The following is a 24789-nucleotide window of genomic DNA, read 5'->3' as shown; positions in this document are numbered from 1 at the left end:
TCCTCTGTCTGGCCCTCTGTCTGCAACCGTTCTCTTCTGCTGCAACCGTTCTGTCTGCAACGGGTTGCCAGATTTCCTGGCCGTGACCTGCCGAGCGTTTGGACTGCCGAGCACAGACTCGCAGTCGCACATTACCCGACATGCGCACGTTCTCCGAGCACCGCACTGCCGACACGCAGGTGTGTCGCGCCGGCCATCACGGCAGCTTCAAGGTCTCCGCTCATTCCCGCGGACAGCCAGTCCGCCTCCGGGAATCGGTCGAGCACCTGGGCTCGAACCCCGGCGAGCCGCGCGAAGGCAGCCGTCGGGTCCTCCCCGAGCGGGGCCACGGCCATCAACCCGCGGAGTTCCAGGTGGTCAGCGGCGGACACCTGCGCACACAACTCCAGTACGGCGGCCGGTGCCGCACCACCCCGGCCGGGCGCAGGCGGATCGGTCAGGTCGACTTGCACCAGGGCATCGAGTCGACGACCCGCTCGCGCGGCACCGGCATCCAGGGCCGTGACCAATCGGCCCCGATCGACGGAATGCACGACGTCGCAGTACCGCGCCACAGAGGCGGCCTTGTTGCGCTGGAGTTGCCCCACGAAGTGCCACGTCAGGTCCAGATCAGCGCAGTCGGCTGCCTTCGCGGCTGCTTCCTGATCCCGGTTCTCTCCGACATCGCGCACTCCCAGGCCATGCAGCAGGCGGACATCTGACGCCGGATAGGTCTTGGTGATGACGATGACCACGATCCCCGCGGGATCCCGGTCGGCCCGAGTGCAGGCCACGGCCACGCGCCGGGAGATCTCCTGGAGGTTGGTCCTCAGCTCGAGTCGACGGTCCTCGCGGTCTTCATGCCGGGTCTCGGGGCTGGTTTCGGGCCGGGTTTCGGGCCGGGTTTCAGGCTGGGATTCAGTCATGACGTCCCCGGGATTCATTCCCTGCCCTGCCCGGTCCGGGTTGACTCTCTGCCCGGGATTGATGGTGTCTCTCAGGCAACCGGACGACGACCCCTTGCCGCCCCGTCACCGCGTCACGTCGGTAGGAGAAGTGATCGGCTGACTCCGCGGTGCAGGTGGGATCCGCACCGACCTCGAGCACACCGGTGGCCCGCAGCTGCTGACGGGCAGCCGCGTGCAACGCAACGGCGGGGCTTCCGGTGGCTGTCCGAGCAGCAGCATCCGGAGCGGCGGCGGCAACTTCGTCGCGGACGTCGTTCGACACCTCGTAGCACCGCGGGCAGATGGCGGGGCCGAGACGCGCGGTGATGTCGGCGGGATGGGCTCCGAGTTCGGTCATGGCCGCCACGGCCGCGCCCGGTGCGTTGGCGGCGATACCGCGCCATCCGGAGTGAACGGCGGCGGCCACGCCCGCGACGGGGTCGACGAGGGCGAGCGGGACACAGTCGGCCGCCATCGCCAGGAGCCCGATGTCGGGACTGGTAGTGACCAAGATGTCCACGGCGGGCACCACACCGGGAACCGCGACGGCGGCCGAGGTGCGACCGTGCACGGCCTGCATCACGGCCAGGTCGGCTCCGGTGAGGCCCACCCGTGCAGCCAGGAGACCGCGGTTGGCGGCGACGGCTGTCGGCTCGTCTCCGACATGATCACCGAGGTTGAGGCTGCGGTACCGGCCGGCGCTGATCCCGCCGCGCCGGTCCGAGAAGCACACCCGGGCAAGCGGAGCCGGCCGAGTGGGGCCGGGGGAACCGACCCCACCGGGCTCGGTGGTCACTTCAGGAAATCGGGGATGTCCAGGCCGTCATCGGTGTCGTCGAAGACGGTGCGCTGCGGCTCGACGGGGGTACCGCCACCGACTGGCTGCGCCACGGCACCCTGGGTGCGGTGTTGGCTGGGCCGGGACGACACGACCTCGGTGTCGGGCACGCGGACCTCCGCGACCACCTCGCGGGCCTTGGGCAGACCGCCGTCGAAACCGGCGGCGATGACGGTGACCCGGACTTCGTCGCCCAATGTGTCGTCGATGACCGTTCCGAAGATGATGTTCGCCTCGGGGTGGGCGGCCTCGGACACCATCCGGGCAGCTTCGTTGATCTCGAACAGTCCGAGATCACTCCCGCCGGCGATGGACAGCAGGACACCGTGCGCACCGTCGATGCTCGCCTCGAGGAGAGGTGAGTTGATGGCACCTTCGGCGGCCGTGATGGCGCGATCCTCACCTCGTGAGGACCCGATCCCCATGAGGGCGGATCCGGCGCCTTGCATGACGCTCTTGACGTCCGCGAAGTCGAGGTTGATCAGGCCGGGCGTGGTGATCAGGTCGGTGATGCCGGATACGCCCTGGAGCAACACGTGATCGGCCTGCTTGAAGGCATCGATGACGCTGATCTGGCGGTCGGTCAGCGACAGAAGGCGGTCGTTCGGGATCACAATCAGTGTGTCGACCTCGCCCCGCAGGGACTCGATGCCGGTCTCCGCCTGGTTGCCGCGGCGCCGGCCTTCGAAACCGAAGGGCCGGGTGACGACACCGATGGTCAGTGCCCCCAGGCTGCGTGCGATCCGGGCAACGACGGGCGCTCCCCCGGTGCCGGTTCCACCGCCTTCGCCGGCGGTCACGAAGACCATGTCGGCGCCCTTGAGGACCTCTTCGATCTCGTCGGCGTGGTCCTCGGCGGCCTCGCGGCCGACATCGGGGTTGGCGCCTGCCCCGAGCCCCCGGGTGAGGTCTCGCCCGATATCGAGCTTGACGTCGGCATCGCTCATCAGTAGCGCCTGCGCGTCGGTGTTGATGGCGATGAACTCAACGCCCTTCAGGCCGACCTCGATCATGCGGTTGACGGCATTGACGCCGCCGCCACCGATTCCGACAACTTTGATGACGGCCAAGTAGTTCTGTGGAGCAGCCATGGCTGCCTCCCTCCCCCCACCGCCCCCAGGCGATGGTCTTGTGCGATTTCCCACCCAATCCGAGACCTCGACCTATGGTCGAGGTGACACTTCCCCGAGTGCTCAGATGTCGGAAGGTTATGCAGATCACATGACCCCGGCAAGCAGTTCCGACCCCATTTCTCGGGGTAATGTCTCGACCTCAACTCAACATATGGGGTTGGGTTCAGTTCACAGAGGGGCGACGTCCCCGTTCGAGTCCTGCACCAGACCGCCCCCCCGGTGGCGCCGGACCAACCGCTGGGCGGCTGATGGGCCGAACAACAGCAAGGACTTCGACAATGCCTCTGCCACCCAGGCGTTCGGAGCTATCGCAGTGGCTCCCGCCCACCGGGCCCGCATCTGCCGCCCGGTGCGAGGGTCCAGCAGGTGATGGTGGGGGTCGCCACGCGTCGTGTGCCAGATGCGCTTGGTCGTACTGCTGGTCGCCAGCCCGCCGGCTTGCAGCCGCACGCTGATCTGGGGACCCGGCACCTCCCGGTCGATGCCGATCTGCCAGGGGCTGCCTTTGTCGCCGCGGACCCTCAGATCCCCACCGAGGTTGACCAGGCATGCGTCAGCCCCCGAGGCCATGATCTGGGCCGACACGAGATCCGCCGCGAGCCCCTTCCCGATCCCCCCCGAGTCGATGGCTGCCCCGGGAGCCAGCCGGACGAACCGAGTGCGCCGGCACAGCTCCAGCACCGGGCGGTGTGCTGCGGGGGCCGCATCGGTGACCGCTTGTACACCCAGGTCGGGGAAGTCCCGGTCGTAACCAGCGGCGACGATCTGGTGAGCCATGAAGGGGTCGAAGCGTCCCTTCGTGAACTGGCGCCCCACGATCCCGGCGGTCAGAAGCAGCCAACTGTCCTCACTGAGCATCCCTTCTCCGCGGGAGTTGAGTTGGCTGATTTCGCTGTCGGACTCGAACCTGGTCCATGCCCTCGCCAACTCGCCGACACGGTCTTCAGCCCGGGAAACCACATCCCGTCCAGCTCCGACGACGACGACATGGCACTGGGTCCCCATTGCTGCGAACGTGCGCTCCCAGCGCTGGGTGACCGGCATCAACTACCGCTCGACTTGGAGTCCTGTTGGCTCGAGGCGTCGCAATGGTCCACGGCGGCCTCGTCTGCACCGACACATACCTCGAAGTACGTGGGGCCACTGGTCTCGCCGCCGGCTTGAACGTCCAGGTAGGAGCCGGACCTCTGCGCGACCATGCCGGCCCCGGCGCCACCGTACCCACCCCAGCCTCCGCCCGACCCACCGGAGTTGGTGACGGAGTAGCCAGCGCTGGTGGCCGCCTGCTCGTAGGACGAAACGACCTGCTGGGGGGTCATACCGGAGATCTCGTACCGGGTGTAGATCGCGGTTTCCTCCTGCGAGGAGCTCAGTTGCTTGGCACCTGAAGGAGGCGCAGGGACACCGGTGGCGGTCGGGGCAGCCTCAGTTGCCGATGCATCGGTCGCTGGCGCGTTGGTTGCCGGCGTACTGGGAGCAGGGGTGCTGCTACTACTGCAGCCCGCGGCCACGGTGACGAGGCCGGTCATGCCGAGTGCGATGACGGCAGTGCGCTTGTTCATGGAACCTCCGAGGGCTGTCTTGGTGCTGTGCGCCAGATGGTTGCTGTCTGCCAGATGGTAGCCAGGTGTCCGGCGCTGGTCATGCCGGTCGTGACGGTTCACTTGGTGTCCGGCGCTGGTCATGCCGGTCGTGACGGTTCACTTGATGTCCGGCGCCTGATGGTCGGTGAGGTGATCGGGAGGCCCTACTCCGCGGTGGAGTCCTCGGGGTCGGGTTGGTTTTCCTTGGGAAGGTCCAAAGCGCCGGTGACCGCGGGGCGTTCAGGGACCGACACGTTGATCTTCTTCGGTTTGAACTGCAGCAGCTGCACCGCTGCAGCGGCCTTCAACTCATCCTGACCCGGCAGCCCCCACTCCACCGGGACTCCGTTCTTCAGCACGATCGTCATGGAACCGTCCGCAGCGGTGTCGACCGACTTGATCGCGGAGCGTTCGTCCTCGGGCCAGCCCCGCAGCGCTGCCACCGCCGGCGCATAGTCGGGTCCCGGCGAGTTCAGGAGGGGCAACTCCTCGGGGCGCGCGGTGGCTTCACTGATCACGGCGCCCTGGGTATCCACGATCACCCACCGGTCGGGACCTCCGGCCACCGCGAACGGAATCCGTTGCACGACTTGCAGGTCGACGGTCCAGGGGCGTTGCAGGACGATGTCGACGGACTCGATTCCCGGGAGGGCGGCAACTCGCTCGGTGACGGCTGCGGTGTCGATCTCGCGGATCGGTGTGCCTTCGGTGATCGCAGCCGCTTCGAGGACCTCGGCCTGCTTGGCTGCGGTGGGACCCGACACCGTGACCGATCGGACCGGCACGGGCGAGTACCAGGACTGCAGCCAAGCGAGAGCCACCAGCGCAGCGACGGCCAACACGGCGAACATCACGAACCGGATGGGGACCCGTCGGCCGGAGACCTTTCGCTCGGATCCATTTCGGCCGGCGCGATTCGCTCCAGAGGTCCGTCGGAGCCCGAACCTGCGCCGGGAACGAGGAGGAACAGAGTCCGCGGTGACGTCGGGGGGCGCGTCGGACGTGAGCGTCATGTGCCCTCCTCCGATTCACGCAAGAGCGTGAGAACCTCTGGCCCCAGCAGGGAGATGTCCCCGGCCCCCAGGGTCATCACCATATCTCCCGGACGCGCGCGAGCCGCCAGATGCCCGGCGACACGCGACCACGACGGCTCGAAGACCACGTTGCCGGGCGGCAGGGGCACATTGGCCGCCATGGCTTGCCCACTGGCACCGGGAATCGGCTCCTCTCCGGGAGCGAAGACCTCGAGGACCACGACGTCATCGGCCAGGCCCAGGGCCTCACCGAACTCCTTGCTGAACATCGCGGTGCGGTAGTAGTGATGGGCCTGGAACGCCACGACGAGCCGCCCCGAGCCGACGAACTCCCGGGCTGCACTCAGCGTCGCCTGCAGTTCCGTGGGGTGGTGCGCGTAGTCGTCGTACACCCGCACCCCCGCGACCTCACCCCGGTACTCGAAGCGGCGCCGGGTACCTGTGAAGGCGGACAGCGCGGCACGCACCTCGACGGCGCTGAAGCCGAGTCCGACACAGGCGGCGAGCGCGGCCGTCGCGTTCAGCGCATTGTGCCGCCCGGGAATCTGCAGCACGATGTCGCCCATCCGTACACCCCGGTGCACGACATCGAACCGGTAGCCGCCGTGATCGCTGCCCAGGATCTCCACGCGGTAGTCCGCATCGGAGTGGGTGCCATAGGTGACCACTGTGGTTCCGCGGGCCCGCGAGCGTGCCGCTAGATCGGCGCTGCCGGGTTGATCGAGACAGATGACCGCGAAGCCGTCATTGGGGGCGACCAGATCGACGAACTCGTCGAAGGCATTCTGCAGTGTTGCGAAATCCCCCCAGTAGTTGAGGTGATCCGGTTCGACGTTCGTCACCACGACGACGGCGGGATCCATGAGCAGGAAGGCGCCATCCGACTCGTCCGCCTCGACGACGAAGAAGTCTCCACGTCCGGTGTGCGAGTTGCTCCCCAGGTCGTTGACCTCGCTGCCGATGGCGAACGACGGATCCGCGCCGCAGCGCTGCAGCGCCACGGTGATCATGGACGTCGTGGTGGTCTTGCCGTGGGTGCCGCCGACTCCGATGACCGTGCGGTCGGCCATGACGAGAGCCAGAGCCTGCGCTCGGGTGAGCACGGGGATCTCGCGATCACGCGCGGCCATGATTTCGGGGTTGTCGTCGGGAATGATCGGGGTGTCGATGACCGCATCGACGTCGGCCCCCACATGATCGCCGCGGTGCCCGATGAACACCGTGGCGCCCTGGCGCCGCAGTGCCTCGAGCCGGGCCGAGTCGCGCATGTCGCTACCCGACACGGTGACGCCGCGGTCCATCATGAGTCGCGCCAGACCGGACATTCCTGCCCCACCCATGCCGACCAAGTGCACCGCGTGGAGGTCGGCCAACGAGGCCGCTGTCATCGGGGTCCTCCCGCCGCGTGTATGACCAGGTCCGCCAACCTCGCCGCTCCGTCGCGAATGCCATAGCCGGCAGCGCGGCGGCCCATCTCAGCCAGTCGACCGGGGTCGCTGAGCAGATTCGAGGCGGTCTCCCCCAGTACCGCTGCGGTCAGATCGGCGTCATCGATCATGATGCCACCTCCCGCGGACACCACCGGCTCGGCGTTGAGCCGTTGTTCCCCATTGCCGATCGGGTAGGGCACGTACAGGCAGGGCAGCCCAACGGCCGCGACCTCGGCGCAGGTCATGGCTCCGGCGCGACATACGGCCAGGTCCGCCGCCGCGTAGGCGAGATCCATCCGGTCGATGAAGGGCAGCGGGTGATACCCCGGTCGGGGTTCGACGGCATGACCCTGGCGCGGACCTACGGCATGCAGGATCTGGATCCCGGAGGCCAGGAGCCGATCGCGGCTGCCGGCGAGCGCCCCGTTGATCGACGCCGCGCCCTGGGAACCACCGAACACGAGGAGGACCGGGCCATCCGGCGCCAGGCCGAAGAACTCCCGCGCGGCGAGACGTTGCGAGTCGCGGTCGAGGTCGCTGATGACCTGCCGCAGCGGACACCCGAGCCGGCGAGGCATGGGGCAGGGTGCCGGCGTAGTTCTCCGCGACCCAAGGAGTCATCCTGGCCCCCAGCCGGTTGGCCAGTCCGGGCCTTGCGTTGGCCTCGTGGACGACGAAAGGAACCCGGCCGCGTGCGCCCAGGTAGGCCGGGATCGACACGTAACCGCCGAACCCGACCACGATGTCGCAGCGCTGGTCGGTGACGATCCGCCGGGCTTGCAGGGTCGATCGGCGCAGCCGAGTGGGGAGACTGATGAGGTCCCGCCCCGGCCGCCGCGGCAACGGCACCGGATCGATGAGCTCCAGATCGTACCCGCGCTGCGGTACCAGTGACCCCTCCAATCCCTTCGCGGTTCCGATCACGACGATGGCGGTCGTCGGGTCACGTCGGCGCAACTCATCGGCGAGGTTGAGGGCGGGTTCGATGTGCCCGCCGGTACCGCCGCCGGCGATGGCGACCCGCGGGGTCAACGGATGGATCCGGCGGTCTGCTGGGCCACTTCCTCGTGGTACTGCCGCAGTCGGGCAGGATGGCGACGAGCGGCTCCGAGCAGCAGCCCGATGGCGATCAGCAGCGGGATCAACGACGAACCCCCGTAGGACACCATCGGCAAGGTGACGCCCGTGATGGGCAGCATCTTCAACGCGGCGCCGACGTTGGTGACGACCTGGATGATCAGCCAGGTACCGGTGCCGGCAGCCAAGAGCCGTACGAAGCGGTCGGGTGACTCCTTCGCCAGGCGCAGGATCGCGAACACCAGGACGGCGAACAGGGCAAGAACCGAGAACGTGCCCACCATGCCGAGTTCCTCGCCGATGACCGGGAAGATGAAGTCGGTGTGGGCGGCAGGCAGACTGCCCCACTTCTCGCGGGATCCGCCGATTCCGGTGCCGAACCAGCCGCCCGTCCCCAGGGCGTAGGTGCCCTGTGTGACCTGCCAGGCACCGTCGAGTTCGTCGGCGTTGGGGTCCAGGAAAGCGGTCCAACGCCGGACCCGGTACTCAGCGGCGAACGAGGCGAAGACGACAGCAACGACACCGAGGGCGCCAAACGCCGCGAACAAGCGCAGTGGAGCACCAACCGCGAAGAACAGTCCCAGCAGGATGAAGCCCAGAATCATGGCGTTGCCGAAGTCACCTTCGAGGGTGACGAGGAACATTAGCAGCCCACCGACGGGCGCGACCGGGATCAGCAACGTCGGCCAGTCGGTGATGGGGCGGTACTTGCGGGTCAACGTGTCGGCACCCCACAACGACCAGGGCCAGTTTGGCGATCTCGGAGGGTTGCAGCCGGAATGGCCCGCCCAGGTCGATCCAGTTCTGTTGGCCGTGCACCGCCACTCCGATGCCGGGGATCAACACCAGCACGAGCAGTACGAGCGCGAGCCCCATGGCCGGCCAGGCCAGGCCCCGGATCGTCGCCGTCGGGAGCCGCGACGCCACGACCATGGACACCAGACCCAACCCGGCGAACAGTGCCTGCTTGACCACGAGGTCGGTGCTGCCCCCGGTGTCTCGAATGCTCTCGATGGCCGAGGACGACCAGACCATAATGAGGCCCAGCAGCAGCAGGAACAGCGTGGAACCGAGCAGAAGGTAGTAGATGCTGGCCGGGTGGCTCACCAGGCGGTCGCGCCAGGTGGCGTCCGGCTGCAGGGTCTCGCTCAACGATGCTCCTCGGTCGGCGCGGCGAGCCGGTGCACCTCTCGCGCGAACATGTCACCACGTTGCGCATAGCTGACGAACATGTCCCACGACGCGCACCCCGGTGCCAGCAGCACGGTGTCCCCCGGCTCGGCCATCGCGGCGGCGGCGGCCACCACCTCGGCCATTGCCCCAGTCTGCGCGCTCGCGACCACAACGACGGGAACCTCGGGGGCGTGTCGCTGCAATGCGCCGGCGATGACCGCACGATCGGCGCCCAGCAGGATCACAGCCGCGCAACCGGTCCCGGCTGGCGGCCACCAGTTCGTCGAACTCCTGCCCCTTTGCCAACCCGCCCGCGATCCACACCACCGATTCATAGGAGCGCAGCGACGTGTCCGCGGCGTGGGTATTGGTGGCCTTTGAGTCGTCGATGTAACGCACCCCTCGCACCTCGGCCACATCGGCAATGCGGTGACCGGCCGGGGTGAACGAACGCAGCCCCGCGGCTATCGCCTCCGGGGATACGCCGAACGCGCGGGCGAGCGCGGCGGCCGCCAATGCGTTGGCGACATTGTGCGCCGCAGCCGGATGGACATCGTCCACAACTGCCAGTTCCACCGCCGTGGTGTCCCGATCGGCGCCGAACGCGCGGTCCACCAGCAGTTCCTCGACGACGCCCAACTCACCGGGACCAGGGATCCCCAACGTGAACCCGATGGCCCGGCATCCCGGCGCGACATCGGCGTCGCGCACCATGGCGATCGTGCGCTGGTCGGCGCAGTTGTAGATCGCAGCCACCTGACAGCGCTCGTAGATCCTGGCTTTGGCGGCGGTGTAGGCGTCGAACGACCCGAAATGGTCGATGTGGTCCTCAGCGACGTTGAGGCAGACAGCCGCCAACGGGCTCACGCTGTGCCAGAAGGGCAGCTGCGGCGCCCCGACCTCGACGGCGATGACATCGAGATCGTCGGCCATCACGGCCTCGACCAAAGAGACCCCGATGTTGGCCGCCGCGATGGCTCGCTGACCGGCCGCCCGCAGGATCGACTCGAGCATCAGCGTCGCGGTCGTCTTACCATTCGTGCCCGTGATGGCCAGCCATGGAGCCGCTTGCGCAGACCGCAGCCGCCAGGCGAGTTCCAGTTCGCCCCACACGGTGACTCCGGCGGCAGTAGCGGAGCGGATGATCGGCGCGGTGGGGGGAAAGCCGGGCGAGACGACGAGCAGATCCAAGTCTGTCGGCAGCGTGTCGCCGTCACCCAGCCGGACGGTGGCGCCGATGGAGCGCAGTTCGTCCGCCCAACGCTCGTGGTCCGCACTAGCGCCCGCGTCGACAGCGACGACGTCAGCCCCGAGCGCCACCAACGCCCGGACACACGCCGCACCTGCCACCCGGATGCCGGCCACGCACACGTGGATACCCGACCAGTCGCTGGCCCGTCCGAGACCGTCCAGCTTCATTGGTTCGACCATGGCACCACCCATTCGGCGAAGAAGATCGTCACAGCTGCGGCCATGCAGAGTCCCTGGATGATCCAGAACCGCACCACGATGAGGATCTCGGGCCAGCCCCGCAGCTCGAAGTGATGGTGCAGGGGCGCCATCCGAAACACACGCTTGCCCGTGAGCTTGAACGATCCGACCTGAAGGATCACGGACACCGTGACGATGAAGAACAGTCCCGCGGTCAGAGCCAACAGAAGTTCGGTACGACTCATGATGGCGAGGCCGGCGATGGCGCCGCCGAGGGCCAGCGACCCGGTGTCTCCCATGAAGATGGCGGCTGGGTGAGTGTTCCACCACAGGAACCCGAAGCAGGCACCGGCGCACGCCGATGCGAACACGGTGAGGTCCAAGGGATCTCGGACCTGGTAGCAGTTGGCCGCGACAGCGGCACCGCACGACTGATTGAACTGCCACACGGTGATGACGGTGTACGCCAGGAATGACGCGAGCGCCGCACCGGTGGCCAGACCGTCGAGCCCGTCGGTCAGATTGACGCCATTGGTGGTGGCCGTGATGAGGAACCAGACCCACAGCACGAACAAGGCCAACGGCAACACCAACGAGGTGTCGCGCACGATCGACACTGCCTGGGAGGCAGGGGTGAATCCCTGCGCATCAGGGAAGTGCACCGCTGCCAGAGCGAATGTGAGGGCCACGAACGCCTGACCGATCAGCTTGGTGCGGGCCCGGATGCCGGTGGACCGCTGCCGGAAGATCTTGAGGTAGTCGTCGGCGAAACCCACGGCTCCCAGGCCGATCACCAGCCACAGCGCGAGCAGGCCGGACACCGACGGCCACGTCCAGAACACGAGGTGGACCAGGGAATAGGCGATCACGATCGCCACGATCATGGCCGCACCACCCATGGACGGCGTGCCGAGTTTGCCCGTGTGTTCGGGGTATTGGATGTCGTCGGTGGACATCCGGATGGCTTGGCTGTACCCGTGTTTCTGCAGCAGCCTGATGAGAAGTGGGGTACCGAGCAACGTGATCAGCATGCTGATCCCGCCGGCGAGGATGATCAAAGGCACTAGAGCGTGTCCACCTGCTCGGCGACGGCCTCGAGTCCGACGCTGCGGGAGGCCTTCACCAGGACGATGTCGCCCGGGTGCAGTCGGCTGCTCAACTCGGCGACAGCGGCCGGGATGTCGGCGACCCACACCGATTCGCCGTTCCAAGATCCTTCGTGGGCTGCACCGAGATGGATCGGGCGAGCGCCCTCGCCGACGACCACCAGTGCGTTGATGTTGAGCCGGACTGCCAGGCGGCCGATCTCATCGTGGGCGGTCAGCGACTCGGCGCCGAGTTCCTTCATCTCGCCGAGTACAGCGAACGTGCGGCCCGAAGTGCGACGCCCCATCTCGGCCAAGGACTTCAGGGCAGCAGCCATGGAATCGGGGTTGGCGTTGTAGGAATCGTTGACGAGTGTCACGCCCCCGGCGGTTGTGCTCACTTCCATGCGCCACCGACTGGCGGGTTCGGCGTCGGACAGCGCACGCGCCACGTCCGCTAATGCGACCCCGCTCGCACAGCAGGCCAGCGCGGCGGCAGCGGCGTTGTGAGCGTTGTGCTCCCCGCTGCTGCGGAGGTCCACCCGAGCCGATGCCCCCGCGAACGTCAAAGTGAAGGAGGGCCGGGCCAAATCGTCGAGTTCCAGCTCCGAAATGCGCATGTCCGCCTTCGCCGACAGCCCGAAGGACCGCACGGTTGCCGATGTGCGCGTGGCCATGGCGGCAACGAGGGGGTCGTCGGCGTTGAGAACCGCCGTTCCCCCAGCGGGTAGTGCGGCGACGATCTCGCCCTTGGCGGCTGCGATCACCTCGCGGGAACCGAACTCACCCAGGTGAGCGGTGCCGACGTTGAGGACGACCGCGACATCCGGCGGGGTGATATGACACAAGTACTCGATATGACCGGGACCACGGGACCCCATCTCGGCGACGAGGGTGCGGGTGTCCGGTGTGCATTGCAGTGCGGTGACGGGAAGTCCAACTTCCGTATTCATGGATCCGGCCGGCGCAACAACCGGCCCCCGCAGGTTCGCGACCGTGGCGAGCAGGTCCTTGGTGGAGGTCTTACCCGACGAACCGGTCACCGCGATCACCGTCAGGTTGGGCAGGGAAGCGACCACGGAACGTGCGAGTTCTCCCAGGGCAGCGACCGGGTCCGGGACCACGACGGTGGGCAGCGACGGACTCGGTCTGCTGCCGAGAACTGCCCGCGCACCAGCCGTTGCGGCCACCGCGGCGTAGTCATGACCATCGACCCGCTCCCCGGGGATGGCCACGAAAAGGTCGCCGGGGGCAACCAGCCGGGAGTCCGCACAAACCCCGGTGACCACCGTGTCATCTGCCGACGTGTCGTCCGCCGACGCCGCGGTGCCCGCCACGGTTCCGGAGACGGCATCGGCGACGCCGGCCAAGGTGAGCGGGATCATCTGGCACCTCCGGCGGTGATGGCCGACGCCAGGACGACGCGGTCGTCGAACGGCGTGACGACGCCGCGGACTTCCTGCCCCTGCTCATGGCCTTTGCCGAGGATGAGTACGGCGTCACCTGGCTGGGCCCGGTCCACTGCTGCCCGGATTGCTGCCGCCCGGTCGGGGATCTCACTGATCTCGGCACCGGATTCGGCCCGTACAGCACCCTCGAGAACTGCCTGCCTGATCATCGCCGGGTCCTCCGATCGAGGGTTGTCGTCAGTGACGATCACGATGTCGGCCCCCCGGGCCGCCACTGTGCCCATCAATGGCCGCTTGCCCGGATCCCGATCGCCGCCGCACCCCAGCGCGACGATCACCTTGCCGCTGCTGAATTCGCGTACTGCGCCGATGGCTCGAGCCACAGCCTCCGGGGTATGAGCGTAGTCAACGAATGCCGCAAACTCGGGCGCCGACACCGCCTCCATCCGACCCGGCACACCCCGGCACCGCGCGAGGCCTGCAGCGGCTGCTTGCGGATCGATCCCGGCGCCGGCGGCGGCGGCCAACGCCCCGAGCACGTTCGCCTGGTTGAACCGGCCGGGCAGGTCGGAGGACACCGGTACCGTCAGGTTGGGTCCTCTCGCGGCGGCGTCCCAGCCGCCGCTTCGTCGCACGCGCAGGTCGACGAGACTCCAGTCGGCCGGTTCGTCGCGGCCATACGTGACCCGAGGGATCTCGCTCGACTCCGCGAGCCGGCGCCCCCATGCGTCGTCGACACAGATGACCGCACGCTTGCTGCGACCCGGTTCGAACAACTGCCGCTTCGCGGCGAAGTAATCGGCCATGTCCTGGTGGAAGTCGAGGTGGTCCTGGCTGAGGTTGGTGAAGACCGCCACGTCGAATGCCAGCCCAGCGACCCTGCCCAGTACCAATGCGTGACTGCTCACCTCCATAGCCACCGCAGTGACTCCTTGCTCCCGCATCACGGCGAGAGCGGCGTGCACGTCGGGAGCCTCGGGAGTGGTTCGGGCCGAGGGCAGATCCTGGTGGCCGACCTTGATACCGATCGTGCCGATCACGCCGGTCGTGTGACCGGCCGCCGCCAAGGCTTCGGCGAGCAGATAGGTCATGGTGGTCTTGCCGTTGGTGCCGGTCACCCCGATGAGCAACAGGTCGCCTGCGGGCTGGTGGTAGATCCAGCTGGACAAGTCCCCGAGCATTGCGCGCGGGTCCGCGACGACAATCACCGGGACCGGGCTATCGGGGCACAGTTGGGAACCCGAGGCATCGGTGAGGATCGCCGCGGCGCCGGCGTCGGTGGCCTGATCGGCGAATCGGGCCCCGTGGGTTGTCGCGCCGGGCAGCGCTGCGTAAAGATCGCCAGGACGCACGGCACGAGAGTCGAGAGTGATCCCCGCGACCAGGAGGTTCCTGGGCACCTTTGCCGACGCGAGCGCGGGGGCTTGGTGCAACGGTCGGGGCCTTGGTCCCGGCCGACTGTCCAGGGTCAGGACGTCCCACCCCAGGTCAGCGGCCACTTGGCCCGCTTGCCCCCAGTGGGGGGGACATTGTGGTTGGCGAGCGCGGCGGTCATGAGTTTCTGGACGACCGGGGCCGCTACTTCGCCGCCGTAGTAGCCGTTGCGGGGGTGGTCGAACCAGGCACCCACCACGAGTTGGGGATCATCCGCCGGTGCCATGGCCAAGAAGCTGGCGGTGTACCCGCTGTAGCAGCCACATTCCTCGTCGTAGCGCTGCGCGGTTCCGGTCTTGCCGCCCACCAGGTATCCGGGCACCTGAGCGACCTTGGCGGTACCGCCCTCGCCGACGACCATCTGCATCATGCTCTGCATGGTCTGGGCGGTCTCGGGCGAGACGACCGGCTCCCCTTCGACGGGGCTGGTCTGCTCGGTGGTGCCGTCGGGGGCGGTGTAGCTGTCGATGATGCGTGGTTGCACGGGCACACCATCGTTGCCGATCGTAGCGGTGGCATTGGCGATCTGGATCGCCGTCAGGGACATGCCCTGGCCGAACGCGAGGGTCGGGAACGTCGTGTCGGACCATTCCTTGGGGTGGGGCACGTAACCTGTCTGCTCCCCCGGCAGATCGAGTCCGGTGGGTTCGCCGACCCCGAACGCCTTGAGGTACTCGTAGAGCTTCTTGCCACCGATCTTCTCGGCGGCGAGGACAGTCCCGATGTTGCTGGATTCCGCGAGCACACCCGCCAAGGTCAGCTGCAGTCCACCGTGTTCGTGCGAGTCCTTGAAGTACTGGCCACCGCGGAACAGCGAAGGCGGCACCGACACCCGGGACCGGGGCTTCATCTTGCCCTCGTTCAGGACCGCCGCCAACGTCATGAGCTTCGCGGTGGATCCCGGCTCCATGGCCCATGTGACCGGCTTGTTCGCCCATTCCTCTGGTTTGACCTGATCGGGATCCAAGGGGTCGAAGGCCGGCGCTGTGGCCATGGCGAGGATGCGGCCCGTACCGACTTCGAGAACGACTGCGGTGCCGAAGTCGGATCCGGATGCCTTGACCTCGGCGGCAACGGCTTGCTGGGCGGCCCACTGCAGATCGGAGTCAATGGTGAGTTTGACGTCGCTGCCGGGCACCGGATCGATTTGCTGGACGTCAGATGTGGGGATCTCGGTGCCACCGGCCGCCTGCTCGAAGGTGACGCTGCCCGGCGTTCCGGCGAGGAGCCGGTCGAGCCCGGACTCGAGGCCCACCGCGCCATGGCCTTCGGCATTGGTGAACCCGATGATGTTCGACGCCAGCGGGCCATTCGGGTAGTCGCGAATCGTGCGGCGCTCGGAGAAAATCCCCTGCAGCACCACGGGGTCGTTGCCGGGATCGGAACGCCATGTCTGGATGTTGCGCCACACCTGAGGTTCGGTGGCCTTCTTCAAGTAGGTGAACCGGGCGTCGCCGGTGAGGAGCGGCTGCAACTCGGTCGGTGACATCCCGATGATCGGACCGAGTACTGCGGCGGTCTGAGCGGGGTCGACCACCAATGTCTGGTCTGCCGTGATGTCACGAACCTCGATGGATGTTGCGAGGGGGCGACCGTCCACATCGGTGATCTCGCCTCGAGTCGCCGGGATGTCCTGCGACAGGATGCGCTGGTTGAGCGCTGCCTCTGCGAGGTCGGGGCCCTTGAGCGCCTGCAGCTCGACGAGGCGAGCGGCGAACAGGCTGAGCACCATGGCGAAACCGATGATGACGACTTGAATCCGGCGCCGGGAGTTGGCCAACGCGAAGGGCTTGTTCGCGGGTGGACGCCCGGGGCCGCCGGTGCGCGGCCGCTGCTGGGTGGGGGCACTCATCGGCCACCTCCGCTGACAATGGCCCGGTCATAGGCCGTCTCGCCGGCCGGGCCCACAGCGGCACCGTCCGAGCCTTCCGGGTCGAGCGTGTCACCGGTCGCCGAATCCGGCCCGGCCGAATCCGGGGCGGTCGGATCAGAAGCGGACGGATCAGAAGCGGTCGAATCGGTGGGATCAGTCGTCGGGTCGGTCGTTGTCGGGTCGGTCGTCGTCGGGTCGGTCGTCGTCGGGTCGGTCACGGTGGGATCGGTCACCGCCGGATCGGTCGAGTCGGGCGTCAACGGCGTCGCCAGGTCTCCACTCGTTGCGGACCCAGGGGTCGCTCCGGCCGGCATCGGTGTGCCCAGGATGCGCCCGGTCGAGATGTCGATGTAGGCCGTGGTGGCAGCAGCCATCAGTCCGGCCTGCCGCGCCGCGTCGCGCAGGTTCGTGGGCGAGGACAGCCGCTGGACCTCCTGGCTGAGCGCCTGCTCCTGCTCGCCGAGCAGGATGCTGTCGGCCTTGAGCCGGGATTGTTCGAAAGAGCCGGCCGCCAGGCTGTTGTTGATCAGCAGCAACGACAACAACCCGAGGCTGAGGATCGCTGCGATCAGACCCAGGAAGGGCAACGATCCGAGATGGCGGCGCTGATGCTCGACGGCGCGCTCGGTGCGCCGGGGCCGGACCCGTAGTCGCGCGGGTCCGGTGGTTCGGATCGGGGTCGCGGTGGTCATGCGGCGACCGTCCACGTCGGCGGGATCGGGAGAATCCGCTGGACGGCTCTCAGCCGCACGGACGCCGCCCGGGGATTGTCGCGAACCTCGGAGTCGGAGGCTTGCTCCGCTCCTCGGGTGAGTAGACGTAGGAACGGGCGTGCGTCGTCGGGGATCACCGGCAGTCCGGCGGGTACCGGTGGACGTGCCCCGGCTGCGAACGCGCGCTTGACGATGCGGTCTTCCAGCGAGTGATAGGACAGCACAGCCACCCGGCCGTTGGGGCGCAACGTTCTGACTGAATGCTCCAGGCCCAGCCGAAGCGCATCGAGTTCGCCGTTGACCTCGATCCGCAGGCCCTGAAATACCCGCTTGGCGGGGTGCCCCTTGCGTCGCGCCGCGGCGGGAATGGCAGCGTCGCAGATGGCGGAGAGTTGATCGGTGGTCGTGATGCGCCGCTGCTGACGTTCAGTGGCGATTCGACGCGCGATCCTTCGCGCGAACCGCTCCTCGCCATACAGCGCGAACACTTGTTCCAACTCCCCGGGACTGTAGTCATTCACGACGTCCTCGGCCGTGACCCCGCTGCGCGGATCCATCCGCATGTCCAACCGGGTGCTCCGACTGTAAGCGAACCCCCTCGCATCACTGTCCAACTGAAGGCTTGACACGCCGAGGTCGAACAGAACAGCTGCCGCATCGTTCCCCCCCGCCGCGGCAACGGCGCCCGAGATGTCGTCGAACACCGACGAGAACGGCACGAAACGGTCGCCGTATCCGGCCAGCCGGGCCGATGCCAGCGCCAGCGCTTCGGGATCGCGGTCGACCCCCACGACGGTGATCGTGGGGAAACTCGCCAACAACGCCTCGCTGTGGCCGCCCAATCCGACCGTGGCGTCGATGACGATCCCGCCGTCGGTGGCAGCCGGTGCGAGCAACTCGACGATCCGACCCACCAGGACCGGATCGTGGGTGAATGAGCCCGACACGTGCCTCCTCCCTCAGGCCTGCTCAGGAGTCCCCCGGCTTACTCTGCGGGCCTCAGGCTGTACCAGAGGTCCCGAGGGAGTCGCGAGAGCCCTCACATTCGCAGATCGCGCCGGTTCCGGGTCCGACCGTGCCATCAGGTCCCCTCCCGCGCACCCGGCGCCGGGGAAGAGCGTCGGGACGTCACCTGGGTGGGGCGAGTTCCGGCCATCGGGGAAGAATGGCCGGCTCTGCGGGCGGAGGCCTCACAGCACGGTCAGAAGATGCCCGGGACCACCTCCTCGCCAAGGTCCGAGAAGGACTCCTCCTGGGCGGCCAGGTAGTGCTCCCAAGCCGGGCCGTTCCAGATCTCTGCTGTACTGCCGTTGCCGGCGATCACCACATCGCGCTCCAGGTCCGCGTAGTCGCGCAATGGCTGGGGCAAGCTGATGCGCCCCTGCTTGTCCGGGACCTGGTCGAAAGCTCCGGAGAACAGCACCCGTAGGTACGAGCGCACCGAGGCGTTGGATCGTGATGCTTCGTTGAGGCGTTCGGCGTAGCGCGCGAACTCCTGCTCGGGCCACAACACGACACAGCGGTCCTGACCTTTGGTAAGGACGATCCCCGCCGCGAGTTCGTCGCGGAACTTGGCGGGCAACACCAGCCGACCCTTGTCGTCCAGCCGAGGCGCGTGAGTGCCCAACAGCATCGCGCACCTCCACTCCGCCGCAGGCCAGCCCGATTGTGGTCCAGTCCTCCATTTCGCTCCACTGTATTCCACTTTCTCCCACTGTCAACCGCATCGCCCCGCGCCGGCCCCGCCATGCCCACCACCGTTCGTGGTCCGGCCCACGACTGCGCGGCCGAGTCGGCGATGAGGCGGCCGAGTCGGCGATGGGACGGCCGAGTCGGCGATGAGGCGGCCGAGTCGGCGATGAGGCGGCCGAGTCGGCGATGGGACGGCCGAGTCACCGATGGAGGTGTTGGCCGTTCCCTCAGAGGGCACCGGTCCTCAAAAGGCACCGGCCATACCCCCAAGGGACACCTGCCGTGCCCACCCAAGGGACACCTGCCGTGCCCACCCAAGGGACACCTGCCGTGCCCACCCAAGGGGCACCTGCCGTGCCACCAAGGGCAGGGACTGGTTGACTCAACAGTGGAGAGTTGCGCGGCGCTCCACTCTCAGTGCACCTGAGCATGAGAATGCGGGCGGCACCTGAGCATGCGAGTGCAGGCGTTCCCGTGAGCGCGACGCATTGGAAGATCGCGACGCGGGGATGAGGAAGATCGCGACGCGGGGAAAAGGCAGTGGAAGAGAACGCAATGGAAGAAGAGGTGTCATGACCGACGATCCGGGGGAACCACCGGTCGACGCCGGTGCCGCCGGCGAAGTCGCTCCACGGCGCGAAGACGTTGCCCCGCGCGAAGACGTTGCCCCGCGCGAAGACATTGCCCCGCGCGAAGACGTTGCCCCGCGCGAAGACGCCCTCCTTGAGGACGAGGCCTTCGCCACAGACGCCGCACTGCTAGAAGACGTCCTGCTGGAAGACGTCCTGCTGGAAGACGTCCTGCTGGAGGACGTCCTGCTGGTGGTGCGCGCACAGCGCGACGAGGCCGGCATCATCCGCGATTTCCGCTGCGAGCAGGCCACTGGCACCGGCGGGCGGCTACTGGGGGTGTCCGCTGGGGACCTGGGCGGACAGAGCCTGCTCGCCGCCGCCCCGGCGGAGTGGCAGGCCGTCGACATCTGTCGCGCCGTCGTGGCGTCCGGGGTACCAGTGGTCTTCGAGATCCCCCCCGTCGTGGGTCGGGACCCGTTCTTGGCGACAGCGTCGAAGTATCGCGACGGCTGCATCATCACCGGTCGAGCCGTCCCCGGGGCGGACTTGTACGACTCACTGACGGGACTGCCCACTCGGGCACTGCTGATGGACCGGATCAGTCAGGACCTGCTCCGCAGCAAACGCTCGGGGCGTTCGGTCGTTGTGCTGATGGTGGACCTCGACAACTTCGCCGCGGTCAACGACGATCTCGGGCACGACGTCGGAGATGCTCTCCTCACCGCGGTCGGACAGCGGCTACGAGAGGTGCTGCGTGAGGCGGACACCATCGCTCGTCTGGGCGCCGACGAGTTCGTGGCGCTGTGTCCAGAGGTCGGCACCGAGGAGCAGGCCGGCATGATCGCCCGCCGACTTGCGACGGCACTCGCGCGGGACTTCGATCTGCTCGGCGCGACGGTGAACCCCGGTGCGAGCATCGGAGTCACCCTCAGCACCCCGAACAGCACGCCGGATGATCTGCTCCGTGACGCGGGCAGCGCCCTGAGCCAAGCGAAGCGATCTGGTGGCGGACAGTGGGCGCTGAGCACGGACGACATGCACAAGGTGGCCGTCGGGATCATGCGCCGGGAGGACGAACTCCGCAACGCGATCGGGGCCGATCAGTTCGAACTGCATTTCCAGCCGATCGTCGATCTGACATCGGAGCGGATTGTGGCGGTCGAAGCGCTGATCAGGTGGGAACACCCAGAGGCCGGCCGCATCCTGCCCGACGAGTTCATTGCGGCGACCGAGCGGCGCGGCCTGATGACCCAGATGGGTGCTTGGGTGGTGGATCGGGCATGCCGCGTGGCTGCGAGTTGGCCGGTCGGGGGGCGCCGGCCCGAACCACGGATTGCCGTCAACATCTCTGTGCGCCAACTCGGCGTCGGCACTCTTCCTGATCTGGTCAAGCAGGCCCTCCACGAACACGGGACGAGGCCCGACCGTCTGGTCGTGGAGATCTCGGAACCCGACCTCATCAGCGCCGATCCCGACATCGTGTCGGAACTGGTGGAGTTGGCCGACCTGGGCATTCGGATCGCTGTCGACGACTTCGGCACGGGCCACTCCGGTTTCAGCTACCTGCGTCCGCTACCGGTGAGCCAAATCAAGATCGACCGTTCCCTGATCGCGGGACTGGGAACCGACAGCACCGACACGGCCATCACCAGCAGCCTGGTTGCGGTCGGGGCCGGACTCGATCTCGAGGTGGTGGCCGAGGGCGTGGAACGCCCGGAGCAACTGGAGTTGCTCCGCACGATGGGGTGCCCATTCGCCCAGGGTTGGCTCTGGCAGGCAGCGACCACAGCCGACGCGATCGAACGCCTACTGCTTCGCGACGAACCACTCACACGCACACAGTGACGCTCAGCAGCGCGAGCAGTGCGTCGGTCGGCGAGGGCACTGCGTCACGTCACCGGAAACGACCCGTGAGGGTGTGGCGCCAGCTCTCGGGCAGCACCTTGTCCAATGCCGCACGGTCGACCTGCGATCCGACTGTCGCGATCCGCCGCCACGGGAGTCTCGCGGCCAGGTTGGGGGCGTGGCCGTGCATCGCGTACGAGGCAGTCATGGCCATCGTCTCGGCGAAACCTGACGCTGCCACCGTCACTTCCTGGAAACCCACCGACTGCGCCATGTCCCGCAACTCCTGAGGCCTGAAGGTGTGCAGGTTGGCGGCCATGGCTGCGAGTTCCCAGAACTCATCCTCCGCAGTCAGGCCTCCCCGCAGCCCGGGCAGTCGCAACATGGCCGCGACGAGCCACGCGCCGTGAGTCTCCACGATCGGCGTGGGCTCGCTCGACAGCACGACTGCACCGCTCGGACGCATCACGCGACGCCACTCCCGCAGAGCAGCCACTGGATCAGGAAGATGATGCAGCACACCGCGGCCGACGACGACATCGACGACGCCGTCCGCGAACGGCAAGCGAGTTGCGTCACCTTGGACCAGCACGGTGGCCCCGGCGGAAGCCGCCTTCCCGAGCATGCCCGCTGACAGGTCCACTCCGATCACCTGCACGTCCGGGCGCAGTCGAGTCAGTCCGGCGGCGAACCATCCGGTGCCGCAACCGACATCGACGACGACGTCACCGTCGCGCAGCCGCGATCCCAGGAGTTGCTCGACCTCGGTGACCGCTGCGTGCGCCGATACTTCGTCGTGAACGATGCCGAAACGCTCGTCGTAGTAGCCGCATTCGTGGTCGTGGAACACCCGGTTCAGCGCGACGTCGTCCATCTATCTGCTCCTCGCCGGATTACTACCGGCCGCGACCAGACGGAACCCTCGCTGCGCAACGGTCGGCGTGGTCGGTCTCGTGGGGTGAGACAACAGACTTCACCGGTTCCCGATCGCGGGTGGCTTGGGTGGCTTCGGTGCGGGTGGGTGGCTTCGGTGCGGGTGGGTGGCTTCGGTGCGGGTGGGTGGCTTCGGTGCGGGTGGGTTCAGTACTGGCCGCGCTCGTCTCGGCGTCGACGCCAACGCTCCTCGAGCCGGTCCATGAAACCGGAGGAGGCCGCCTTGGGAGCCTGAGGGGCAGGTGCCCCCGCCGTCGAGGTATCGGTCTCCGCCTTGGCGGTGTAGGCGTTGTAGGCGACAAACGCACCGGCGACGGTGCCGAGGAATCCGAGGAGACCCACGGCCGGCAGCGACGTGGCGACCCCGACGACGATCACGGCAAGACCGACCACAGCCCCGATCACCCCGAGCAGCAGTCGCCTGCGGTCGATGGCCGCCCGGCGGGTCTTGCGCAAGGAGTCGGCGAACTTGGGGTCCTCGGCGTAGAGGGCACGCTCCATCTGCTCGAGCAGCCGCTGTTCATGGTCCGACAGGGGCATGCGACACCTCCAACGCTTTCAATTCCACAATAGGCGGGGCCGGGCACATGGGAAAGTCCAGTCGCCGATTCCGCGCAGCAACACCTCTCGGGGATGCGCGGGGTGGCTGGAACGCATGGGCTGAGACTAGCGGGCATCGAGCGATATGGCCCGGCCGATCCGATGATCAAGGGCGGGAGGAGGTGGTGGGTGAGCGACACGCGAACGACCCCCGCCCTTCCGCGGCGACGGTGGGTGCCGGTATTCGCCGGGCTGTCAGCGCTGTGTTTCGCCGTCGCGGCTGTTCTGACGCAACAGGTGGTGGCACAGACACCTCCCACCTGGGATGCCACTGTTGCGATCGCTTTCCATGAGGCCGCACGGTCGTCCGGACTTCTTGTGATCGTCGGACAGTTACTACGGTGGGCGGGATCGCCGCTGGTCCTGGTTCCACTGACGATCGTGATAGTCGTGCTCCTGGCGGCACGGGGGTATCGGGGCTGGGCGATCTACCTGGCGGTCACCTCTTTGGGAGGAGCGGTCGTCTCGGAGGTTGTGGATGCTGCTGTTGGACGCGAGCGTCCGGTGTGGTCGGACCCGATCGCCGCGGCAACCGACTACGCGTTCCCGTCAGGGCATGCGCTCGGAGGGGTCACGACGTGGGTGGTCTACGGGATCGTGGTCCTGTTCGTGGTGCCGGGCGGACGAGGAATCGCCGTGGGGCTGTGGACGGCTGGCGTGTTGATGGGTGTGGGGCGGCTGATCCTCGGCGTCCATTGGCCGTCCGATGTGATCGCGGGCTGGATGTTCGGGGCCGGCTGGGTGCTGGCGGTGTCCGCTGCGGCACTGGGGGTGGTCAATCGCCGGGAGGTTCCACCAGACGAGCGGGTTTGACGACGTGGCGACCGAACCGCTCAGCGATACGGTCGACCGCCAACTCGGTCTCTCGCCAGGCAGGTCCGGTGTCGTCGAGCAACAGTTGCCGCGGTGTCGTGGCGCCGTCGCTCAGACCACTCATGCGCACCCCGACGAGACGGACCCGGGCCCGCTGCAGGTCCAGGGAACCGAAGAGTTCCGCAGCTGCTGTGAAGATGTCGCGGGCGACATCGGTGGGATCGGGCAGGGTTCGCGACCGCGTGATCGTGGTGAAATCAGCGAACCTGACCTTGACTGTGACAGTGCGACCCACGTAACCGCGGGCGCGCTGCCGGGCGGCGACCTTCTCGGCCAGACGTAATATCTCGCGCAGGACCACCGAGGCATCGTCGACATCGGTACCGAATGTCTCCTCGGCACCGATGCTGCGCTCGGGTTCGTGCGGGACCACGGCCCTGGGGTCTCGCCCCCAGGCCAGTTCGGACAGATGCCGCCCCGCGGCGGGCCCGAGGACCCGGCACAAGGTAGTCACGGGTGTCCCGGCGATGTCAGCGACCGTGCGCAGCCCCAGGCGGGTCAGTGACTCGGCGGTCTTGTCGCCTACTCCCCATAACGCGCTGACGGGCAATGGGTGCAGGAACTCCACGACCCGATCGGGCGGGACCACCAACAATCCGTCAGGTTTGCCCAGTGTCGATGCGAGTTTGGCCACGAACTTCGACGCGGCCACACCGACCGAGCATGTGATGCCCTGCTCGTCCTTGACCCGGGCGCGGATCAGGTTCGCGATATCCCGCGGAGATCCGAGCCGACGGCGGGCGCCGGAGACGTCCAGGAAGGCCTCGTCGAGGCTGAGAGGTTCCACAGCAGGAGTGATGGTGCGGAACAACGCCATCACACCCTCGCTGGCGTCGGCGTATCGACGGAAGTCCGGTTCGATGACCACGGCCGCGGGAGCGAGTCGGCGAGCCCGGGCCATGGGCATGGCCGAGTGGACCCCCAGCGCACGTGCCTCATAGGTCGCTGACAGCACGACTCCGCGGTTGGCCGAACCGCCGATGACGACGGGTTGGCCCACCAGATCAGGTCGGGCCAACAAGGAAACCGAGGCGTAGAACGCGTCCATGTCGACGTGCAGGACGGTGCAGTCGCGATCGTCGGCATGGACCGGCTGACTCGCCCGGGGCCGGTCGATCTGACTACGGCTCATCGG

General features: G+C 67.6%; 23 protein-coding genes and 1 pseudogene. 2 read left to right on the top strand and 22 right to left on the bottom strand.

What is annotated here, in order from left to right; translation table 11 throughout:
- Nucleotides 1-131: 131 nt before the first annotated feature.
- The 19 genes and pseudogenes from V9E98_09240 to mraZ form a co-directional block, all read right to left on the bottom strand.
- Complete coding sequence (locus V9E98_09240; GenBank protein ID MEI2717165.1) at nt 132-905, bottom strand: YggS family pyridoxal phosphate-dependent enzyme; 774 nt, start codon at nt 903-905, stop codon at nt 132-134.
- A complete protein-coding gene (locus V9E98_09235; GenBank protein MEI2717164.1) occupies nt 898-1722 on the bottom strand; it encodes a polyphenol oxidase family protein in 825 nt (274 codons plus the stop codon). The genes V9E98_09240 and V9E98_09235 overlap by 8 nt, the downstream gene beginning before the upstream one ends.
- Nucleotides 1719-2855 (bottom strand): cell division protein FtsZ, encoded by a 1137-nt coding sequence (ftsZ, locus tag V9E98_09230; protein MEI2717163.1) that lies wholly within the window; start codon nt 2853-2855, stop codon nt 1719-1721. Before ftsZ ends, V9E98_09235 begins: the two co-directional genes overlap by 4 nt.
- A gap of 210 nt (nt 2856-3065) precedes the next feature.
- A complete protein-coding gene (locus tag V9E98_09225) occupies nt 3066-3941 on the bottom strand; it encodes an FAD:protein FMN transferase (GenBank protein ID MEI2717162.1) in 876 nt (291 codons plus the stop codon).
- Nucleotides 3941-4459 carry a hypothetical protein gene (locus tag V9E98_09220; GenBank protein ID MEI2717161.1) on the bottom strand — a complete coding sequence of 173 codons (519 nt, stop codon included), beginning with the start codon at nt 4457-4459 and terminating at the stop codon, nt 3941-3943. The genes V9E98_09225 and V9E98_09220 overlap by 1 nt, the downstream gene beginning before the upstream one ends.
- A gap of 185 nt (nt 4460-4644) precedes the next feature.
- Nucleotides 4645-5331, bottom strand: a complete 687-nt coding sequence (locus tag V9E98_09215) for an FtsQ-type POTRA domain-containing protein (GenBank protein MEI2717160.1) — start codon at nt 5329-5331, stop codon at nt 4645-4647.
- A 158-nt stretch (nt 5332-5489) separates the two neighbouring features.
- Nucleotides 5490-6902: a UDP-N-acetylmuramate--L-alanine ligase gene (murC, locus tag V9E98_09210; protein MEI2717159.1), complete on the bottom strand. Its 1413-nt coding sequence runs from the start codon at nt 6900-6902 to the stop codon at nt 5490-5492.
- Complete coding sequence (locus tag V9E98_09205) at nt 6899-7522, bottom strand: glycosyltransferase (protein MEI2717158.1); 624 nt, start codon at nt 7520-7522, stop codon at nt 6899-6901. Before V9E98_09205 ends, murC begins: the two co-directional genes overlap by 4 nt.
- Before the next feature lie 100 nt (nt 7523-7622).
- Nucleotides 7623-7976 (bottom strand): annotated as a pseudogene (locus tag V9E98_09200) (glycosyltransferase).
- On the bottom strand, nt 7973-8740 hold the full coding sequence (locus V9E98_09195) for an FtsW/RodA/SpoVE family cell cycle protein (protein MEI2717157.1): 768 nt from the start codon (nt 8738-8740) through the stop codon (nt 7973-7975). Before V9E98_09195 ends, V9E98_09200 begins: the two are co-directional and overlap by 4 nt.
- The gene (locus tag V9E98_09190) at nt 8640-9173 is read right to left on the bottom strand and encodes an FtsW/RodA/SpoVE family cell cycle protein (protein ID MEI2717156.1); all 534 of its coding nucleotides are present in this window, start codon (nt 9171-9173) and stop codon (nt 8640-8642) included. The genes V9E98_09195 and V9E98_09190 overlap by 101 nt, the downstream gene beginning before the upstream one ends.
- A gap of 51 nt (nt 9174-9224) precedes the next feature.
- Nucleotides 9225-10625, bottom strand: a complete 1401-nt coding sequence (gene murD, locus V9E98_09185; protein ID MEI2717155.1) for a UDP-N-acetylmuramoyl-L-alanine--D-glutamate ligase — start codon at nt 10623-10625, stop codon at nt 9225-9227.
- On the bottom strand, nt 10610-11689 hold the full coding sequence (mraY, locus tag V9E98_09180) for a phospho-N-acetylmuramoyl-pentapeptide-transferase (GenBank protein ID MEI2717154.1): 1080 nt from the start codon (nt 11687-11689) through the stop codon (nt 10610-10612). The genes murD and mraY overlap by 16 nt, the downstream gene beginning before the upstream one ends.
- The gene (murF, locus tag V9E98_09175) at nt 11689-13095 is read right to left on the bottom strand and encodes a UDP-N-acetylmuramoyl-tripeptide--D-alanyl-D-alanine ligase (GenBank protein ID MEI2717153.1); all 1407 of its coding nucleotides are present in this window, start codon (nt 13093-13095) and stop codon (nt 11689-11691) included. Before murF ends, mraY begins: the two co-directional genes overlap by 1 nt.
- Nucleotides 13092-14519 carry a UDP-N-acetylmuramoyl-L-alanyl-D-glutamate--2,6-diaminopimelate ligase gene (locus V9E98_09170; protein MEI2717152.1) on the bottom strand — a complete coding sequence of 476 codons (1428 nt, stop codon included), beginning with the start codon at nt 14517-14519 and terminating at the stop codon, nt 13092-13094. The genes murF and V9E98_09170 overlap by 4 nt, the downstream gene beginning before the upstream one ends.
- Nucleotides 14520-14587: 68 nt before the next feature.
- Nucleotides 14588-16405, bottom strand: a complete 1818-nt coding sequence (locus tag V9E98_09165) for a penicillin-binding protein 2 (GenBank protein ID MEI2717151.1) — start codon at nt 16403-16405, stop codon at nt 14588-14590.
- Entirely contained in the window at nt 16402-17118 is a 717-nt protein-coding gene (locus tag V9E98_09160) for a hypothetical protein (GenBank protein MEI2717150.1), read from the bottom strand. The genes V9E98_09165 and V9E98_09160 overlap by 4 nt, the downstream gene beginning before the upstream one ends.
- Entirely contained in the window at nt 17115-18086 is a 972-nt protein-coding gene (gene rsmH / locus V9E98_09155) for a 16S rRNA (cytosine(1402)-N(4))-methyltransferase RsmH (GenBank protein ID MEI2717149.1), read from the bottom strand. Before rsmH ends, V9E98_09160 begins: the two co-directional genes overlap by 4 nt.
- Nucleotides 18087-18340: 254 nt before the next feature.
- Complete coding sequence (gene mraZ, locus V9E98_09150) at nt 18341-18772, bottom strand: division/cell wall cluster transcriptional repressor MraZ (GenBank protein MEI2717148.1); 432 nt, start codon at nt 18770-18772, stop codon at nt 18341-18343.
- A 631-nt stretch (nt 18773-19403) separates the two neighbouring features.
- On the opposite strand from mraZ, the gene V9E98_09145 reads away from it, so the two are divergent.
- Nucleotides 19404-21248 carry a bifunctional diguanylate cyclase/phosphodiesterase gene (locus tag V9E98_09145; GenBank protein ID MEI2717147.1) on the top strand — a complete coding sequence of 615 codons (1845 nt, stop codon included), beginning with the start codon at nt 19404-19406 and terminating at the stop codon, nt 21246-21248.
- Nucleotides 21249-21297: 49 nt separating this feature from the next.
- On the opposite strand, the gene V9E98_09140 is transcribed toward V9E98_09145, so the two are convergent.
- The gene (locus V9E98_09140) at nt 21298-22122 is read right to left on the bottom strand and encodes a class I SAM-dependent methyltransferase (protein ID MEI2717146.1); all 825 of its coding nucleotides are present in this window, start codon (nt 22120-22122) and stop codon (nt 21298-21300) included.
- A 206-nt stretch (nt 22123-22328) separates the two neighbouring features.
- Nucleotides 22329-22721 (bottom strand): DUF3040 domain-containing protein, encoded by a 393-nt coding sequence (locus tag V9E98_09135; protein MEI2717145.1) that lies wholly within the window; start codon nt 22719-22721, stop codon nt 22329-22331.
- 189 nt (nt 22722-22910) lie between these two features.
- On the opposite strand from V9E98_09135, the gene V9E98_09130 reads away from it, so the two are divergent.
- On the top strand, nt 22911-23594 hold the full coding sequence (locus V9E98_09130) for a phosphatase PAP2 family protein (GenBank protein MEI2717144.1): 684 nt from the start codon (nt 22911-22913) through the stop codon (nt 23592-23594).
- Here V9E98_09130 and dinB read toward each other — a convergent pair.
- A complete protein-coding gene (dinB, locus tag V9E98_09125; GenBank protein MEI2717143.1) occupies nt 23557-24786 on the bottom strand; it encodes a DNA polymerase IV in 1230 nt (409 codons plus the stop codon). The two genes, V9E98_09130 and dinB, sit on opposite strands and share 38 nt — an antisense overlap.
- Nucleotides 24787-24789: the final 3 nt, after the last annotated feature.

Source organism: Candidatus Nanopelagicales bacterium, assembly GCA_037045355.1.
GTDB lineage: Bacteria > Actinomycetota > Actinomycetes > S36-B12.
Note: the sequence above shows the minus strand (reverse complement) of the source record. Positions and strands in the feature narration are given on the sequence as shown.